Source organism: Desulfosarcina variabilis str. Montpellier (assembly GCF_048565275.1).
In the GTDB taxonomy this organism is placed as follows: Bacteria; Desulfobacterota; Desulfobacteria; order Desulfobacterales; family Desulfosarcinaceae; genus Desulfosarcina; species Desulfosarcina variabilis.
The window spans coordinates 9,306,323-9,325,452 of the sequence record NZ_CP159846.1 but is presented as its reverse complement, the minus strand read 5'-3'; the positions used below and the strand labels follow the sequence as shown (position 1 = coordinate 9,325,452).

General features: G+C 47.5%; 11 protein-coding genes and 1 pseudogene. 6 read left to right on the top strand and 6 right to left on the bottom strand.

Going from position 1 to position 19,130, the window contains the following annotated elements; all coding sequences use genetic code 11:
• Positions 1-40: 40 nt before the first annotated feature.
• Together Dvar_RS41830 and Dvar_RS41825 are read right to left on the bottom strand one after the other, a co-directional pair.
• On the bottom strand, positions 41-1,417 hold the full coding sequence (locus Dvar_RS41830; RefSeq protein ID WP_419659400.1) for an OmpP1/FadL family transporter: 1,377 nt from the start codon (positions 1,415-1,417) through the stop codon (positions 41-43).
• A 163-nt stretch (positions 1,418-1,580) separates the two neighbouring features.
• The gene (locus Dvar_RS41825) at positions 1,581-5,690 is read right to left on the bottom strand and encodes a hypothetical protein (protein WP_419659399.1); all 4,110 of its coding nucleotides are present in this window, start codon (positions 5,688-5,690) and stop codon (positions 1,581-1,583) included.
• A 501-nt stretch (positions 5,691-6,191) separates the two neighbouring features.
• Between Dvar_RS41825 and Dvar_RS41820 the strand changes: the two genes are divergently transcribed.
• Positions 6,192-8,162: a hypothetical protein gene (locus Dvar_RS41820; RefSeq protein WP_419659398.1), complete on the top strand. Its 1,971-nt coding sequence runs from the start codon at positions 6,192-6,194 to the stop codon at positions 8,160-8,162.
• 15 nt (positions 8,163-8,177) lie between these two features.
• Here the strand turns inward: Dvar_RS41820 and Dvar_RS41815 are convergent, their stop codons facing one another.
• Positions 8,178-9,257, bottom strand: coding sequence for a pentapeptide repeat-containing protein (locus Dvar_RS41815; RefSeq protein ID WP_419659397.1), 1,080 nt, complete (start codon positions 9,255-9,257; stop codon positions 8,178-8,180).
• 333 nt (positions 9,258-9,590) lie between these two features.
• Here Dvar_RS41815 and Dvar_RS41810 point away from each other — a divergent pair, with 333 nt between their 5' ends.
• A complete protein-coding gene (locus Dvar_RS41810; protein ID WP_419659396.1) occupies positions 9,591-11,618 on the top strand; it encodes an acyl CoA:acetate/3-ketoacid CoA transferase in 2,028 nt (675 codons plus the stop codon).
• 51 nt (positions 11,619-11,669) lie between these two features.
• On the opposite strand, the gene Dvar_RS41805 is transcribed toward Dvar_RS41810, so the two are convergent.
• Positions 11,670-13,076, bottom strand: coding sequence for a sigma-54 interaction domain-containing protein (locus Dvar_RS41805; RefSeq protein WP_419659395.1), 1,407 nt, complete (start codon positions 13,074-13,076; stop codon positions 11,670-11,672).
• A 331-nt stretch (positions 13,077-13,407) separates the two neighbouring features.
• A pseudogene (locus Dvar_RS41800) lies at positions 13,408-13,965 on the bottom strand (IS4 family transposase); the annotation flags it as partial.
• Between Dvar_RS41800 and Dvar_RS41795 the strand changes: the two are divergent.
• A complete protein-coding gene (locus Dvar_RS41795) occupies positions 13,943-14,515 on the top strand; it encodes a transposase (protein ID WP_419659394.1) in 573 nt (190 codons plus the stop codon). The pseudogene Dvar_RS41800 and the gene Dvar_RS41795 sit on opposite strands and share 23 nt — an antisense overlap.
• Positions 14,516-14,694: 179 nt before the next feature.
• Entirely contained in the window at positions 14,695-17,586 is a 2,892-nt protein-coding gene (locus Dvar_RS41790) for a caspase family protein (RefSeq protein ID WP_419659393.1), read from the top strand.
• On the opposite strand, the gene Dvar_RS41785 is transcribed toward Dvar_RS41790, so the two are convergent.
• Complete coding sequence (locus tag Dvar_RS41785; protein WP_419659392.1) at positions 17,529-17,783, bottom strand: hypothetical protein; 255 nt, start codon at positions 17,781-17,783, stop codon at positions 17,529-17,531. The two genes, Dvar_RS41790 and Dvar_RS41785, sit on opposite strands and share 58 nt — an antisense overlap.
• A gap of 439 nt (positions 17,784-18,222) precedes the next feature.
• On the opposite strand from Dvar_RS41785, the gene Dvar_RS41780 reads away from it, so the two are divergent.
• Together Dvar_RS41780 and Dvar_RS41775 are read left to right on the top strand one after the other, a co-directional pair.
• A complete protein-coding gene (locus Dvar_RS41780) occupies positions 18,223-18,471 on the top strand; it encodes a CopG family transcriptional regulator (RefSeq protein ID WP_419659391.1) in 249 nt (82 codons plus the stop codon).
• Positions 18,465-18,821, top strand: a complete 357-nt coding sequence (locus Dvar_RS41775; RefSeq protein WP_419659390.1) for a type II toxin-antitoxin system PemK/MazF family toxin — start codon at positions 18,465-18,467, stop codon at positions 18,819-18,821. Before Dvar_RS41780 ends, Dvar_RS41775 begins: the two co-directional genes overlap by 7 nt.
• Positions 18,822-19,130: the final 309 nt, after the last annotated feature.

Here is a 19,130-nt window from a genome sequence, read left to right as displayed (position 1 = left end):
AATGTTTTTTATGCAACATTGGGGTAAACCATATGATGTTTCAGAAAAATAAGATAGCAGATGCGATGAATGTGTGTTCATCGACGTCCTGTGAAAAATTTAAATTCTCAAAGACTGCGGAGCTAACATTTCTCCCGAATCGGAATTGATAGACAATGTCTATGGCTAAGAAATCTTTCCTTGTAGGGTTAGCGGGATCAGATTTTGGATCTTTTCTGTAGATTTTCATGCCGGAGCCCAAACTGAATCCGTAGAAATCGTCCGGACTACCCTCGGCCGGTGCGGGGTCATAAAAGACACCGGCACGCAACGGAAATTCGTAGTCGTTTATAGATGAACCCGGACGGAGGAATAGATACTGTCCACCCAGTCGAATTTGGTGCGTCGCGTCTACTGCGGATTCATCGATGGGTTTGCCGCTGATGGGTGATGTTCGATTGCCCTGTGCATCTTCAAGCACAAAATCGGACCATTCGGTGCGGTAAAAATCAAGGTTAACGATAAAGTTTGGTCTTAGGCGGTAGGATAGACCCAATCCATAGGACATGGGCATCTCAAGGGTCTCATCGGTTACGACCCGGGTTGAATTGGTTACGTCAGCCTCTGGCTCATCAGGGTATTGAAGATCAGACGACGTCCGCTTCTCATGGCTGATATCGGCCTTGAACGGACTTTTAAAAACAGCACCGATCTGCAGCCTGTCTTTGATCGGTTTCCAAAGCACACCCAGATTCACATTGTATCCACTGAATGTATATTTATTATAGATCTCGGTGACCATGTTGAAACGATTGCCGTTCAGTGTGCCGGACCATGTTTGACGGGTTGTTTCTTCCCACTGGCTAGGATTGAAACCCGCATCCCAGATATTGACTGTAAAACCGATGCCGAATCGCCATCTCCTAACAGGTATCACGCTGTAGGTCAGCCCTAAAGCAGAGAGCCCGCCGGATTGCTCGAAATCAAACGTTTGATGGGCATTTACGGTTTCAGAAATGATACGAAATGGAACCTGCCATTGTCGATTGAGGTCGTAAAGGTACTGATAGGTTACGGCAACAACCATATGGGGCTCGATCTGCTTTAATGGATATACAAGGCTGGCGTAATTGATGTTGCCCTGGGAGACGCTTTGCTTTCCGTCGGCCTCCGGGTTTGTGCCAAAGGTATTGTCTTCGCTGCGATCAAAGGCGGACAGGGCAAAAGAGGCTCGCCTTTTATTGAGTTTAGACAGTCCGGCGGGGTTCCAGGAGGCTGCCGTGCCGTCGTCGGCTAAGCCGATGAACGCTCCGCCCATCCCCAATGCCCGAGCACCGGATCCAACCGGATTGAACGAAGAGGGGATCTCAATCCTGCGAAGTTCCTGACCCCATACAAGTCCAATTGGCCAGGGTAAATAAAAAAAGCCTACCAGCAAGGTACACAGAATCCAACGGTGGGCACGCCAGGCAGCTATCATGCTGAGTTTCCTATTCGTTATTCGTGGGATTTGCACCTTGCTACCGATAGATAAATGGGCATCAAATTGAGTAGCTCAATAATGGGGTTTCCCCCCCGGTTGCCCACATCCCGAAATTAAGTCATTCCTGATCAATCAGCCCGATGAAACATCCACCGCCTCCACCGCCTCCATCGGTATCAGTAGAAGATGATGAGCCGGTCCCTTTGACCATTTTGATATCAAGCGGGGTGCTGCCCACTTCGGGGATCTCTACCGAAATTGTTTGGGTTGTATAATTATCTGCACTTACAGTTATCGTGCACGTACCCGGTGCATCGCTGACCAGATATGATCCGTCATTAAGACTGATAAATGTGCAGTTTCCACTAGTGCGAATGATGGCGTCCTGGATTGGATCTCCCGTTTGCTCATCCAGGATCTTCCCGGCAAGCGTTCCCTGATTGGGCGGTGCTATCGGCCTGTAAATGCTGATGTCGTAGTCGGTACCGATTCCAAATTGTTCCGGTTGCTTGTGTGTCAACCGGATATAGTGAATACCGCTTGTTTGGCATTGCCAATCGATGATTTCATCGGCATTCGGATCTCCGATCGTGTCCTTTGGCTCGTCGAGCAGTGATGACCCATTGCTGTCGAACAACTCCAAAACGATGTTACAGTCGGGAAAAAGGTTCGTCGCGGCGATGGTATAGGTCTCTCCGGCAATCCCATAGAATTTGATCCAATCCTCGTCCCCTGCCTGGTGAAAGTGGTGATGCTGTGGGCTGTCTGGGGTCAGGCCGATGCTTTTTGCTTGAGCGCTGACATCGTCAGGTTCATAAGTATCCGCTCCGTCCTTGTAAACCAATAATTCCTTTGGCAGTGAGACACCGCTTAGATCCCTGGCTTGCAGCAGCACCTGATAGGTGCCCGAAATGGAAAAGTCGGCATAACTGCCCTGATAAACGCCGCTGTTATCATCTACGAGCTGGATTATGGTATTGTCGGTGATGGATGTCGCCCCGGTCCAGGAGCCGGGCGGTAGAATCTCAGCCCAGACCGACAACTCGCCACCGGCGTCTGAAGAAACGGAGCTTGCTTCGAATGTGGCCTCTGTTGTGTCACTTAATGAGATCGGCTCGGATATTCGGCCGATGTTTGGACCGACCCGGTCCGTAGAGTGGACCGCACCGATTTCAATGCCTGCGATGTCATCCTGCAGTTCGTTCGCAATGCCGTTCCCGTTGGCATCGAGCTGGGCGACCTGGGGGGCGCGAACTAGACTTTTAGCCCGGTTGAACGCCCTGGCCAGATTGGAATCATTAAAAAGACGGCTCCAGAAGTGATAAGAGAATGACAGCGTGCCATCGCTGCCGAAAAGGGCAGTATCATTCGGCTTGGTGCTGGCAATCACGATACGGTTTTCTCCAGCAGGGGTCAGCTCCTGGAGAAAGCTGCCGGAGCGGCAGGCATCATAGACCAACACGGTCCTGGTAGCGATGTCGGGCGCGATGTCATCCAGCCAACCGTCCAACTCCTCGGCCCAGAGAAACTGGCTGCCATCGAATTGAAACCCGCGATCAGTGCCGTGGCCAACCATGTAAACCAGCAATTCCCCGGTTTCCGAAGGCCACCCCTCGACCGGCCATGTCAATGCATCCAAGCTTGAGTGATCCTCGTCATTGCTTCCATCCCCATCCAGGTCAACCCCTTCAGGGCTGAGAAAGAATATGTTCTCTTTGTCGTACCCTCTGTTTAAAAGGGCCTTGTATGCTGTCCTGAGGCATAATTGGGTCGCTTCCCATAATTCGACATTACCAGGATTGCGACCGGCAATGAGGATCGCCTTTTTTTCAGATAGATTACTATAATCTGAAGGAGACAAAAAGGTAACCGCTCCGATCAGTTCATCTGTGGCGTCCTGGTTGGAGACCCATATGTTGTAATGACCTGCCAGAGGGGGACTGGGCATTGTCACCGTCATCTGCTCCTCGCTGTCAATGACCTTTTCAATGATCTCAACTGGATCAGGCAGAATCGTCAGGCCGATGGTTCGGTCAACCACATAAATAAGGTCATCTTTTTGAATAATTTCTTGTGGGTCGCCCAAGGTGTCGATTCTGCCAATGACAACTGGAGCATCCAATGATGCTATATCGGCAATATAAAAACCATAGTTCGTGCCCAAATAAGCCCTGTTTCCAGAAATGGTAATGGTATTTACGTCTGCAGGGACATCCACAACATCAGCTTCCGCGGTCAGATTGTCGAGATCGACAATGTAAAGGCCGCCTCTCTTATTTTCGTTGTTATCCACAAATTGATCGCCCGCCACGAGCGCCCGGGAACCAATGACGGCCACATCTTCGGCTGTGCCGGGCACGGATTTGAGCTGCGGTATTGAGGTGGATCTCTCAATGTCGATGAGCCACAGGCCATTATACCAATCGGCTACACAGGCAAATCCACCGTTGATATCGAGATGCATGGGATTGACAGGGGCTGTAATTGGGTTCGGTGGAAGCGACCATTCAGCGAGGATAAACTCTTCATTTGGCTTGTAGGTGACAATCGGCCTGGATATATCGAGGCTATATAGTGCGGCACCGTCAACTTGGCTGTCGGTTATGACATATGCAACGTCCTGTCCGATTTTTAGATCACGGGCAAGGCCAGTTGGCAACTCCACATAGAAGTCTTCTTGATAAGGTGAATTATAAGAGGGGGTACCGTCAATAATCGTATAATCAACCAACGTGCATCTTCCGTATCCACCTGCCACAAATGCCCAAACATAATTTTCCCACGTCATCACTTCAACGGCTTTGGCTCCACCCGGGATATCAACGGATTTTAAAAGCTGAGGCGCACGAGGATAGCGGACATCAACCAGATGCAGACCCGACCAATTGGCGACATAGGCGTATTGGCCTTCAATATCGATGCCTTCGGCACCTTGCAAGCTTACTACGCCTTGCACCAGCGAAGGCCTTGGATCTTCTGCGTCGTAAATTTCAAGACCGGAAATCGATGAAGCAACAACCATCACGTTGTTGATGACCTCCAAGCCGCAGATAAATCCGGACGGCTTTACAATGCCGACAACAATGGGGGTGGAAGAATCATCAATATTAACGGTAAGGGCGTTTTCGTATTCTTGAATCACATAAGCCCTTCTACCAAAAACGTTGACACCTGTGGCAGCCTGATTGGTTTTTATTAAACCAATGACCTCAGGGCATTCCGGATCGCTGATATCGAATATCTGCAATCCCCAATCGGTATTGTCGGGTTGAGTGCCGGCCCCGGTTATGTAAGCTCTGTTTTCTGATACGTTTACGCTGTTGCCAACCCAACTGCCGGACAAGGGCGCGGCCCCGATATACGTTAGTTCTGGATCAGATAGATTACCTAAAGAAATGACATTCAGTCCGTTGCTGTCGGCGATATATGCGTACTGACCGCCTATAGCTAAATTATTCCAACTGTCCGTTGAGATATCTGGTTTGACCCTTCTGATGTCGGCCGGGTCGTCCATGTTCACGGCCAGCAGTTCATGGTCGTTAACCGCGTAAACAAAATTTCCGACGAAAACACTATCCCGAATTGCACCACCGGTTTCAGTAATCGTTGTAATTATTGACGGATTATTAGGGATTGAGACGTCTATCAGCCAGAGCCCTTGATGGAGTAGGCCGACGCATAGAATATTTCCCTTCGATGTGAGACTCGTGACCCAATCTGAGATAGGAAACGGTTCGCCGATCATTTCCGGCGACATCGGTTGGCTGAGATCCACGGCCTGCAGATTACCGTTTCCGGCAACGTAAGCATAGTGGCCGGATGCAGTCAAATGTTGAGTGGAAAAGGGCATCTCCAATGACGCGATTCGCTGGTGGCGGTTGCCAACGTCGGGAACCATCATGATCCGGGTGCCGCTATCGAAACCGGAACCACTGATGGTTATTGAAAGATTTTCCCCGCCCACTTGGCCGATGTTCTGTGATACGCTCTCAACAGAGAGTTGCGCATGTGTTGTTGAAGTAATCAAAAAGATGCTGGCGAGGACAAAGATTGAATGAAATCTGATAACTTTGTTTGCCATAGAGACCATAATCGAATTATCCTTTGCATTTTTAACGCCTTGTCTCGTTACCTGAGTTTTAAAACCCACCAGAAATATGAGTTGATTCAGGAAGATTCGAGAACAAGTGAATTTCAGGAAATTGTAGTGTCTGGTAACCTGTTTCATGATACGCATTTGCAAGAGAATGCGCCGATTCCACCTGCATAGGATAAAGTTTGAGTCTGCAATGAGCTGAATATCTGATCTATCAAGAGAATAATAAAGGCAGCAGGAAGTATTCGCTTAATATCTGATCGCACCTCCTTTCGGGGGTGATGAGTCTTGTTTTATTGGTGTGTAATATTTTTTTGAGGAAGACGTAGCAATTTAGATTATTTCTACTAGAACCTCTAAAAAATCTATAAAAAATAGCAAGCAATGTCAAATCGAAAAGAAGTTTTGGTACTATTGAAATTATCTGATAATCCAAGTATTATCTAATAATATTCAAATGATGACTTTCAGCGTGGCTCTCATTTTTTGTTCTTGAACTGTTTGAACTTGGCTAAGGTGTTTTATGAACCAAAGTCGTAAGATTTACCTATCAACAATAGAAATATGATACCAAATAAATTTTACCTTTAACATGACTACCCGCCGCTTTCAATGATTGCTATGGGAAATAAGATGAAATCAATTATTGGCATTGCTTTTTTTTTCGGTGCATTCACTGCCTTTATGTTAAGCGGATGTCGAATCGTTTCAGTAGACAGCAATTCATGTACAAAAGAAGGTCATGAATGTGGAAATGTGATCATTGCATGGGGTGAAGCGGATGAGTACTATGAACGGGGTGTTGAATATGCCCGTTGCGAATGCTTTGATCTCGCCATTGATGACTTTAAAATGGCTATATCAGAGTCTGTTTCTGATCAATGGGATTATCTAAAACCCGGGGACTGGACACTCGACCTTTTTCCTCGCAGGGAATTGGGGATCATTTATTACAAGATGCATAACTACGAAGATGCCGAAAGGTATCTTGAGCTTTCATTATCCCAGACGTATTCTGACAAAGCGAACTACTTTTTGAACCTTACCCGTCGTGCTTTGGTTCAGTCGACTCCGCGACCGTTTACTACACCAAAAATCATTTTAGATGAAGAATCAGGGCTCTTTTTGACTCGCGCCAATCCTGTTGTTGTGTCCGGTTTTGTCGAAGATGACAATTATATTGAAAAATGCTTGGTCTATGTTCAGGGCAGTATGATTAACGGCAAGCTTCAAAGGATCAACCGGCCTCAGAAGCACCTTCGATTCAGAGAAACGTTTAACCTCTTGTCAGGCCTGCACGAAATAAAGATAGAAGCTACAAACCTCAAAGGGATACCGGCCAGTCGAAAGGTCACTGTTCAAGTGGATCGTGAAGGGCCGGACATTTTCTTCGAGCCGATTGGGGAAGGTGCATACCAGAATATACGTAAATGGTCGATTAACGGGTATCTGACTGATGAAGCCGGAGCGGCTTCACTGACTATCGACGGGCAGCCAGTGGACTTAACGTTGGAAAACCACTTCAGCCATGTTGTTGATAGCATGGAAACGGTAACAGTTATAGCGAAAGATATCCTTGGCAATGCCACCCATTCCTACATTTCACCGGACAGCCTGATGAGTACAAAAAATCAGCCACTTCTTGCTAGCTTGATGTCAAGCCAAGCAGGTTTCTATTCGTTACAAGCCAATGTGCGTGAAGTGAAGATTTCGTTTGAAGGGTTCTTTCTCGAGGCGAACCACGAGGTAACTATTTACCAGGAATCGATGCCGTTACAGTTCTCGATTGAAAATGCAGACAAGCTTAAATCCTTGGAGATCAGAAATGAAGGATCGGGCTATCCCCCTATAAAAATATACAGATTCCCCACCAATATTCAAATCGCCAAGCTGACAAAATCAATCAAATTAAAAATGGGTAAGAACAAAATTGTATTCTGCCTCAACAAACAGATTCCCCAAGAAAAAATTGTTATTAGGAAACTTCCGGCACCGTTTGAGCCAGACCAACGAATGGAGTTGGTAATAGATAAAGAGTCGATCCTAAATACCAACAACGAAAGTTTTAAACGTAGTCTAATTAAGACATTGCAAAGCTTTAAACGATTTAACCTAAATGCATCAGGAGGGTTCGAAGAAACAAATAAAACGTGGATTCTAAAAATTAATAATAAATCAAGCCAAGATAGAAATACACTGATCCACGATACGGCAGATGGGAAAATAATTTACGGAGTGGTTATAAATGCCAAAAACAAATCCCATTTAGTATATGCTGATGTTTTTCACACGAATAAACTTGGGGGAAATGAAGATAAAGAAAACGAAGCATGGGCAGAACTTCTAGCAAAAAGGGTCCTAATGGAATTTCCATTGTTCAGCGGATTTGTAAAGGAGCGAAACAAAAATCGCATTTATACGGACTTCGGTTATGAAATTGACTTACAGGGAAGAGGGTTGATAGTCTACCATCATTCTGATAATTCGAATGTCGATGTAATGGAGAGAGCTGAAATCCAAGCGGTAACACCGAGGTTTATTGAAGCTAAGCTGGTTTCTAAAAATTCCCAAGCAAAGTCTATGGATCAAGTAATTTCTGAATAAAACCTAAGCTGTGCGTCATAGAACGAATGACAATCTCAGTTTTTTCCAAACAGGTGTTTTTTTTAATTCCTGAAGGAAATCCTTATTTTTCTTAGCCTCAGCAATTATACTGTTTTTGTGATTATTATATAACGCTTCTATCGTCTGATCCCCTACACCTGCAAACGGCCCTTGATTCTTAGTCCGTTCTATGCTGAATTTTATTATCATATCAGGGGAAAAATGTGCGTTTTCGAGATTAACAACTTCTTTGAAGGCTACTCCATCTAGTGTGGCCCCTCTGAAATCGGCACCATTGATATCTGTTTTCCATTTTGCTCGTGAAGGGTGATGCGCAAAACTTGCTCCCGACAAGTCCGAGGATTGAAAATTCGCCCCGATCAGCATTGCCCCTTCAAAACTTGCGTTTTCTAAAATGGTGTTTCTAAAAACTGCCCCCACTAGTGTGCACCCGTCAAAATCAGCACCGGAAAGATCAAAATTAGTGAAGTTTGTAAGGACGTTTACACGACTACATTTTCTTCGACCCTTCAAGGCATTATTGTTGTCTTTGAGGCTGAATTTCATATCTGTTAAATCTTTCCTGTCGGGAAGCAGGATTTTTTGTATCGTTTTGTCAATGTGATGTCTATATAGATTATTGTTTCGAGTTTTGTAAAAACCACGAAGCATAATCAGGTAATCCAGCACCTCGTCCTTCTCACCACTGGCTCCCAAAGCTTCAATCTTTGCCTTAATGGTCGGAGCATTGTTTCTGTCGGGATTATCTGCACTGTCGATAATTTTCATGAAAAGCTCTTGAATGAAGCGATTTCTCTCAAGTCTGAATTTGTTTTCTTCAATTTTTTCTACCCGCTCCGATTGAGCTTGTATCTGCTCCATTGATCCCACCAATTGATTTCTTGCTGAAATTATAGTCCCTATTAATCCGATCAACGCTACTATAATTGTCCCTGTTAATCCGATTAATGCGCCTACCAAGACCTTGTTACTTCCAGTCTCAGATCTGGAACGTCTTTCCTTTTGGCGAAACAATCCTGTTTTAATGCGGGATGTAACCCGACGGATAGTATATTTAGACATATTTTTCCTCATTCTGGCTTCTCCTCAGTTCTATTCTAACTGTAACCAATAATAACGGAAAAATAAGCGGCTTTAAAACTGATAGTCGATTTAATGCATTTTAATAATACTAAAATTTGAAGCGCTCATACAAGGATCAAATAAATGAATCGAAGGCGAACTTACTCCCTTCCTTTCAGCGTTCACGAAAGTTAAGTGATAAAATTGATGGCATTGGTACAGTAATTGCTGTTTTCCAGCCTCCAAAAGGTCCGTACAGAAAATTGAATTTGTGTTCGGGGAGGCGCAGGTACGTGTCACGTTCCATTCGCCCCATTTGAATTCATCCCCCTAAGGAGCACCGTTATGGAAAAAGAACCCCATCCACTGATCGGAAAACAGCATCTCATTGAAATCAAACACCCAATGATCGATCCCATTGCGGCCATGCGGATGAAGAAAGGCAAAATTGTCAGCGCCCAGGAGGCCATCGAACTCATCCGTGACGACGACACGATTGTGACGGCCGGGTTCGTCGGGGCAGGCTTTGCAGAGGAACTGGCCATTGCGCTCAAAGATCGATTCCTGAAAACCGGCAGGCCCCGAAACCTGACCTTAACCTATCCGGCGGGTCAGGGGGACGGAAAGACCAAAGGCCTGAACCATCTGGCTATTGAGGGGTTGGTGGGTAGAATCATCTGCGGTCATACGGGACTGACGCCGGGCTTGGGAAAACTGGTCAACGATAACAAGATCCTCGCCTACAACGTTCCCATGGGCGCTGTGACCCAGCTCTATCGTGACATCGCCGCCGGAAAACCGGGGAATTTGACCCATGTGGGACTCGGTACGTTTATCGATCCGCGGGTCGACGGCGGCAAGCTCAACGAACTGACCAAATCCCGGGGAGAAGACCTCATCACGGTAATGCAGGTAGATGGTAAAGATTATCTGCTTTACAAATCATTCCCCATCCATGTGGCCTTCCTGCGTGGCACGACGGCGGATCCGGACGGCAATATCTCCATGGAGAAAGAGGCCATGGTTCTCGATGCACTGAGCATGGCCCAGGCCGCCAGGAATTCCGGCGGCGTGGTGATCGTTCAGGTCGAACGGCTGGCCGACCGGGCCACGCTCAATGCCCGCGAGGTGATCATCCCCGGCATTCTGGTCGACTGTGTGGTCGTGGCCAAGCCCGAAAATCATTGGCAGACCTTTGGCGAGCCATACAGCACGGCATTCAGCTGCGAACACCGGGTGCCCATGCAGGCGGTGCCACCTTTGGAATTGAACGGCCGCAAGATTGTCGCCCGACGCGCCGCATTCGAACTGAAACCGAACAGCATTGTCAATCTCGGCATCGGCATGCCCGAAGGGGTGTCCCGAGTGGCAAACGAAGAGCGTATCCTGGAGTATTGCACCCTGACGGCAGAATCGGGAATCATCGGCGGGCTTCCCATGGGGGGACTGGATTTCGGAGCCGGCATCAACGTCGATGCCTTGATCACGGAGAACTATCAGTTTGACTTCTACGACGGTGGCGGTCTCGACATCGCCTTTCTGGGCATGGCCGAGACGGACGCGGAAGGCAACGTCAACGTGAGCCGGTTCGGCCCCCGTTTCACGGGCCCGGGCGGATTCATTGACATCAGCCAGAACGCCAAGACGGTCTGTTTCCTGGGGATGTTTACCGCCGGCGGCCTCCAGCTTGCCATTGAAGACGATCAACTCAAAATCGTTCAGGAAGGTCGGCAGAAAAAGTTCGTCGGGCAGGTGGAACAGAAAACCTTCAGCGGAAGATATGCGGCCCAGAGCCGGCAGCGGGTTCTGTACATCACCGAACGCTGCGTTTTCTCCCTGTGCGAGGAAGGCCTGGAACTTACCGAAATCGCTCCGGGGATCGATTTGGACACCCAGGTACTGGCGCTCATGGACTTCACCCCCATTATCAGGCGTCCACCCAGACTCATGGACGGTCGCATTTTCCGTTTTGGCCGCATGGGTATCAAGGAGGATTTGTTGACCATTCCCCTGGCGGAACGCTTCACGTATCATGCGGCAGATAACATTTTCTTCATCAACCTGGAAAACGTCTATGTAAAAAACAGTGCGGAAATTCAGCAGATGAAGGAAATCGTGAGCGATGCACTGAAACCCTTGGGCAAAAAGGTTCATACCATCGCCAACTATGACAACTTCAATGTCTCGCCGCACCTAATTGATGAATATGTTGAAATGGTCAAATACGCGGCCGGGTTTTATGAGAGCGTCACCCGTTACACGACCAGCACATTCCTGCGCATGAAGCTCGGCGACGAACTGGAGCGGCGAGGGGTCGCCCCGCATATCTATGAAAGTCGGGAAGAAGCCCGCAAGGCGCTGGACGGTGATTAGACCGGGAGCGTGCAATTTACATCTTATTGGGATGTGTCAAACGGGATGGCGTCACCCCTTACCGTCCAGAGCGATGGCATACTTTTTCATTTTTTTGTAGAGCAGGGGACGGTTAATACTCAGCAGAGCCGCGGCCTTGACCTTATTGTTCCCGGTTTTTTTCAGGGCCGCGACAATCGCCGCTTTTTCCGCATCGGCTTTAACCTGTTGGATTGGCATCGTGCCGGCATCGACAGGCATGGCTGCGCTTGGCCTGAGGGCAACGGGCAGGTCCTCCAACTCGACGGTTTCTCCACCCATGGTGGCCTTGGCCCGGTCGAGAACATTGGCCAGTTCGCGGACATTTCCTGGCCACGAATGGCCGAGCAGCGCATCGACTGCCAATGGGCTGAGCCCAACTTCGTGGTCGCCGGGCTGCTGTGGCGAACACCCGAGTAGGTGCCGGGCAATGGGTACGATATCGTCCTTGCGCGCTTTCAGCGGTGGGATAGACAATGAGATGACGTTGAGCCGATAATATAGATCCCGGCGGAAGCGACCTGCTTCAATCAGCCGTTCCAGGTTCTGATTGGTGGCGGCGATGACCCTGAAATCCGACTGCATGACAGTGTTCCCGCCGATCCGCTCGAACACCTTTTCCTCCAGCACGCGCAGCAGCTTGGGTTGCATCTCGAGGGGCAGATCCCCGATTTCGTCCAGAAAAATTGTACCTTTGTTGGCCAGTTCGAATTTCCCCGGTTTGCCGCCCGACAGAGCGCCGGTGAAAGCCCCGCGATCGTAGCCGAAAAGTTCGGCTTCCAACAGGTCTTTGGGAATGGCAGCGCAATTGATCTGGACGAACGGGTGAACCGCCCGGGGGCTGGCGTGATGGATGCCCTGGGCGAAAAGTTCCTTGCCCGTTCCACTCTCACCAACAATCAGCACCGGGTAGTCGTTGGTGGCCGCCATCAGGGCGTCCTGCTTGAGGTCGGTGATCGTCCGACTGCTGCCGACGATGCTGTCCAGTGTGTAATGCGTCGACCGCAGGCTAACCTGTTTTTCCTTGTAGCGTTTGAGCTGGGATTCGAGTTCATGCATCCGTTTGGCCAGTCTGACCATCTCACCCACATCCTGGAACATCACCAGCCCGAAGGCGGAGATCACTCGCCCTTCCTTTTTGATGGGAAAGCGGTAAACGACGATATTTTTTCCGCGAATCATCTGCATGTGATTGATCTCAGGACGCCCGGTGCGGGCGACGATATGCATGCGGCTGCTTTCCACCAGTTCGGTGCAGTGCTTGCCGATGCACTCGGCCACGGGGACGCCTAGAAAGTCGGCATAGGCTTTGTTCAGATGGGTGACGATGCCATCGATATCGGTTACGATCGCCCCATTATGAATACTGTCAAATATCAGCTGAAACAGTTCCAGCTGGTCCTTAACGAACTGAATATCTTCGCATTCTGGATTTGGCATGGAATGACTCCTCTGGGGGCCGCTGCTGTCACGGCGGGAATGTCCATCCCGTCGTGACGTCATAAATGTATCTATTTGGCAACATGTTGCCTTATTGATACAAAAAAAGGGACCAACTGTCCATAATTTATATTGTTTGGTGCTATGGCAGGGCTGTTCATCCTGCTGTAAAGTATAAATGTATCTTTTGGGCAACATGTCGCCAAATTGAAACACAACGGACCGCCAAGTTTACGCAATTGATATCAGTAATTTCCGGTTAGGTCTTTGCATATAAATTTTGATGTTCCCGGTCTTTAAAAAATTGATGACCTGAATTAACTCCAGCAGATGCACGAAGTTCGTTTTGAATTTTGATCCGTAACTCTCGAACTCGCTTTATGGTGACCGGTTCACCATGGTTCTCATGACAATGGATGGCAAGCAGCAGATAGGTAATGAGGCCACTATAAACCTGTACCATCAAGCCGTGCTTTGTTCTATCAATTAAATGATAGACCCTCAGATGGCGTTTCCACCAAGCAAAGAAGTTTTCAACATCCCATCTGAGTTTATAAATTTCGGCGATTTGCTCGGCTGTCAGATCTCTTCGATCCGTAGCGATCCAGTAATCGACGCCTTCAATCCGGTACCCTACGAGCCGCACCGGTTTTTGTGACTGATTTTTGTTTTCCTTGGTGCCAAGCAGTACTTCGGCATCGTAAAAGACGATACTATCCGGACAGACATCATTTGCACTGACAACGTTTTTGACCGTGCTGGCTTTGATCCGAATAATGAAATGCTTGTTCTGATCTTTCAAGTAATCAAAAAAGGCATGCTCTTGGTATCCTCGATCGGCAACCACAGTATGGCCAGAAGGGGTGATGGGATCGACAAAGGGCCTTTCAGCTGGTAGAGTTGGTCAAGAGTTCAATCAGCGGAAAAGCCTTAGCGGTTCATTTTGGGAAGACCGATATCATGCTACCATTATTGAAGATGGAGCCCACCTGATTCGATGTATAGTGTACATTGATATGAATATGGTTCGAGCCGGGGTCGTTGATCATCCTGAGCAATGGCGGCACGGAGGGTATAATGAGATACAGTTTCCTCGGCGAAAGTGTGTTTTAATCGATTACAACATATTGAGCCGATTGGCTGGATTTGATAATTCCCAGCGTTTTCAAAATGAACACCGGCAATGGATTATTGCTGCGCTTGAGCAGAAGACAGGCTTAACTCGAGACACCAAATGGACGCAATCCATTGCGTTTGGTGGTGAAACCTTTGTTGCTGAGTTAAAAAGAAAGCTTGGTGCAATGTCAGTTGGAAGACCTGTTCGACCATCGAAGGATGGCTTCGAGTTAAAAGAAACCATCGATGCCTATAATGCCCGTTTTGAGGCCGAAAAGTGCGATATTGATGCGAATAACACCTTGTATTGGGACCCCGTTTAGCGAAACTACGTCAAGCGATATTATCTCGGAAAGCTAAAGGTCTCAGGGAGTCCTGCCTTGTGATGGAGGATCGGCGCAATCTTAAGCGAGAAAATGGCAGAGCTGCAGCTTAAAATGTGTTTCATAAGTTGTTACAGGTGAATGTCCACTGAGCTTGAAAAAGAGATTGGGAGGAAAACATGAAAGGTAGAGGATTCTTTGTTGCAGTGGCCGCGATTGTGTTTGTCGTCATCACCAACAGCTCATGCGGTTTGTCATATGCGGGTGAACGCTTTGCCAGGAGCGGAAGATCCATATCGGTTTCAACAAAACAGGCTTCTTCTGGTGCCCGACACGACCTCCGTGCGAGGCAAACAGGGACTGTCCGAGTCAAGACGATGGTGAACCGAAAGCACCTCAAGAATGTTCACATTAAACATAATATAGACCAGTCGCTGGTTGCCACATACTCCAGAAACGACCAGATGCTTAAGATATGGAATAAAAGATATGGGAAACTGATTTCCGAATACAAAGTTCAGGACGGGCCAGGGATGGCTATCTTCGCTCTGAAAGGCGCCGTGTACATTCAGACAACGCGTGCTTTGTACAGGATTGACATTCACAAGGACTCCATTACGCAGATCTTTTCGGTTCATGGCACGCTCTCCTCTGGATTTGTCATTACCGGCAGGTACATCGTCATGATTGATTGTTCCCCCAGGGGGAGGAGCCTATGGCTGGTCTATGATTACGAGCAGGGCAAGAAAAAGGAAATTCGGCAGGTTGTGGGACTCAGAAGTAATGCAGCTTCAATAATAGACGTAGGGTATCAGAATAACCGGTATTATCTGCTTGAAGGTCATTTCCAGGGAAGGGTCAGCCCTGGTGACAACTGTGAGGAAACACAGGAATGGCAGGGATTGCCAGAATATCGTTGTAGTGACAATATAGCCCACATGTTCGACTCAAGGTTCAATCCAATCGGAACAATGAGGGTGCGATCGTTTGATGGAAAGAAGTATTTCCACAGTGTTGAAGTCAGCAGAAGTGATAATTTTACCAGGTCAGTCAGGGACAAGTACTGTTCCAATCTCAGTGTGCAAAGAGAGAGGATTGATCCAGACAAGTACCGTAAGCCGAGTGCTTTCAAGCTTGAAGTAGGGCGCAGTCTCGACCGAGACCAGAGGACGTTTTTTGTTAGCAAGGGTACAGCCGGAGCAAAGAGAAAGCTTATAACTACTAATGGGTGGATCGGCGCTGCATCTGCAGACATCTTCGAACCAGAGCTTGTGGATGAGAAGAATAGAGTGGCTGTCCTGGTTAGAGACCTGACCTATGAGCACATGTTCTATGTGTTGGACCTTGACGGCAAGCTGTTGGGATCGACTGCGCCTCTGAAGGGCATATACCCCATTCAGCGGAAGAGAAGGGGTCCTCTTGTCGGCTCCGGCGGCGTGGTGATGATGGACGGTTACCTGTTGTTGATCAATGACAATGAAGGGGCGATTGTCTCTTACAACCTCAAAAGGCAAAAGCGAGCCATGGTGCGTGAGCTGCCGGTTGACAAGGAGATGAGGCCTGAAAACACTTTCAGATATGATGGAATGCTGGCCGATGTGATGAGAAAGGGAAACAGCCTCATAGCATATACTACCAATGGCACAAAGAAGATATTTGATCTCGGTTCGGGGCGCCTTTTGGCAAACAGGTATGAGATTGGCAGGAATGCAAGTGTGACCGTAACTCCGGAGGGTTATTTCGCAGGAACCGGCCGATTCAACGAATACATCCATTACGTGAGGGGGTTGGCACCAATCGATTTCAATCAATTATATGATGTGTTCTATCGGCCGGACTTGGTGGACAGGAAGCTCAGCGGGGAAGATATCAGGCCACTTGTGACTTTGACGGTGCAGGATGCCTTGTCATCGCCACCGCCCAGAATAGAAATAATGGGGGCACCAACCAGAACAAGCAAGAAGAAGGTTGAGTTTCAGTACAAGATTTCCAGCACCGGGGGAGGAATAGGGGAAGTTAGAGTCTTTCACAACGGCAAGCTCATTCAGTCTGACGGATTTTACAGGGATTTGGCGAAAGTCGGGCAGGGGAAGCCTGTGAAACTGGCTAGCCTGACTGCTGATGTCATCACAAGGCAGCTGAGAGGGGTAACCGTGGCCCTTGAAAAGGGCAGTCTCGTCCAAACACACCCAAAGGGAAATTCGTTCATTGGGAAAGTGGGTATTGACGTGGTGTCCGGCGAAAATGAAGTCGGCATTGCGGCTTTCAACGCTTCCAACACGGTTCAGAGCGAAATAAGGACAACAAGGATATATGCTGATGTACCACGGGAGGATGCCAGAATATTCATCATGGCTGTTGGGATAGATAAATACAGGGACAGGGCTTCAACCCTCAGATATGCCGTGAAGGATGCGGAGGATTTGCTCGCCAGGCTCTCTTCAAAGGTGGCGACTGTATTCGGTGCAGAGAAGGTTCACGTCTATAGACTGCTTGACAATGATGCAACAAAACAGGGAATTCTAGCCACGCTTATTAAAATAGGGGCCAAGATTAGGCCCGTGGACAGATTTGTGCTGTTCATAGCCAGTCATGGGGTATTGAATCAAGGCGTCTATTCGATTGTCACTCATGATTACCCTGGATATATTGACGGTGATTGTTTAATACGGTCGGATGAGATCATGGATGTGTCCAAGAAACTGAAGGCGTTGGAGCAGTTGTTTATCTTTGACACCTGTCATGCTGGGGGTGTCAATAACCTCTTCAGTGGGCTCTATGACGCCAGGATGACTGTTCTTGCTAAGAGCATGGGGCTTCATATGTATACATCCGCCAGCTCCACACAGGAAGCCCTGGATGGATACAAAGGAAATGGCCTGTTCACGCATGCGGTTATGACTGGCCTGCAAAACAAAGCAGACATAAATAGGGATGGAAAGGTGACGGTTACGGAGCTTGGAAGCTTTTCAAGAGACCTTACCGTAAGGATAGGCAAGAAGATTGGGTATACTCAGACCCCTCTCATTGTCAACTTCGGCAGCGACAGCCTTTTGTACAGGACCAGATAGGCACATGTGAGCCGGTTAAACCCTGACAGATCGTTGGTAAAAATCAGGCGCCGCCACAATGACTGGCCTTTGGGGGTACCGAAAAAAGCATGGTGCTTGTCCTTGGCAATATCGATTCCGACGATCAGGTGGTTGTCCGAGCCGCGAATCTGGCTACGGAGTTTGATAAACAATAAAAAGCGTGCAATGTCATCCATTTTCGTTCCTCCTGCTTTTCAATTAGCAAAGATATTTTTCCTTTTTGTTTATCAGGAGGAATTCTCTTTTTCTACGCGAAACAGCTTCTATTTTATACTACTTGTGGAGGTATTTTCCTTAATGATTTTAATATATAACGGGCATGAAATTATGCGTTTCTATATTCAAGCAAAGGCGATACACATAAAAAATGCTGAGACAAGCAAGAATAGATGCCCCCCAGAACGTTATAGCATATCATCGTTCGGGGAATTGAACGCCGGAAAACATTCCTTGATGAACAAGATCGATATCGCTTTCTCGAACGACTTGGATAAATTGTCGAACGGAACCTAAGAACCGGTGCGCTGATTGAACCGTTGGATGCAGATGACAAGGCGTAGTATTGACATCAGTAATACCATTGGTTACACTTTATTCATCAATGGAGGTGACAACATGCCAAATGTCAAAACAGCTATATCAATCGAAAAACCAATTTTTGAAAAGATGGATATCCTTGCAAAAAATTTAAAAGTTTCAAGGAGTCGCCTATTTTCCATGGCTGCTAAGGAGTTTATTGAACGACACAACAATTTGGAGCTTCTTCAATTGCTTAACGATGCATACGAAGACGCTCCAGAATCCGAGCCTACGGTGACACAAATGCGTTCCCGCCATTATAAATTGGTGAAAGATCAATGGTAATTAATCAAGGAGATGTGTTCTGGATAGATTTCGATTCTCCGAGTGGGTCCGAGCCTGGGTATCGCCATCCACATGTTGTTATTCAAAATAATCTTTTCAACCGTAGCAGGATTAATACGGTAGTTGTCTGCTCTCTCACCTCGAACATCAAAAGAGCAGATGCTCCTGGAAACGTCCAATTAGAAAAGGGTGAAGCAAATTTGCCCAAAAAAAGCGTAGTGAACATCTCACAGATTTTCACCGTGAATAAAAGCGATTTATCCGAAAAAATTGGAACTTTGCCTAAAAATCGTATTCTTCAAATTTTGCAAGCCATTAAGCTTCTTACAGAGCCTAAAGAAGTTGATTGAAAGTAGCTGTACCCAACAAGACGGATACGGAGACTCTGGTAAGTTGTTCCTGGACAGACTGAAAAAAGGGGGCAATCCTGTTTTGCCTCTCGTACTCATGCAGAGCGTGGGAACGAGAGGTCAGTGGACGAAGTTAGAACCAAGCCCAAATTTTTCTATACAGAAAATGAATTCATAGATATGTTGATTTACCTCATCATATAGCAACTGTATCTGGTACAGAAAATAAGGAGTCACGGGTTGAAAAGAAGATAACATCACAGAATTCGAACTTTCAGGCTATCTGCCAAAAAGACAGCCTTCAAAGGA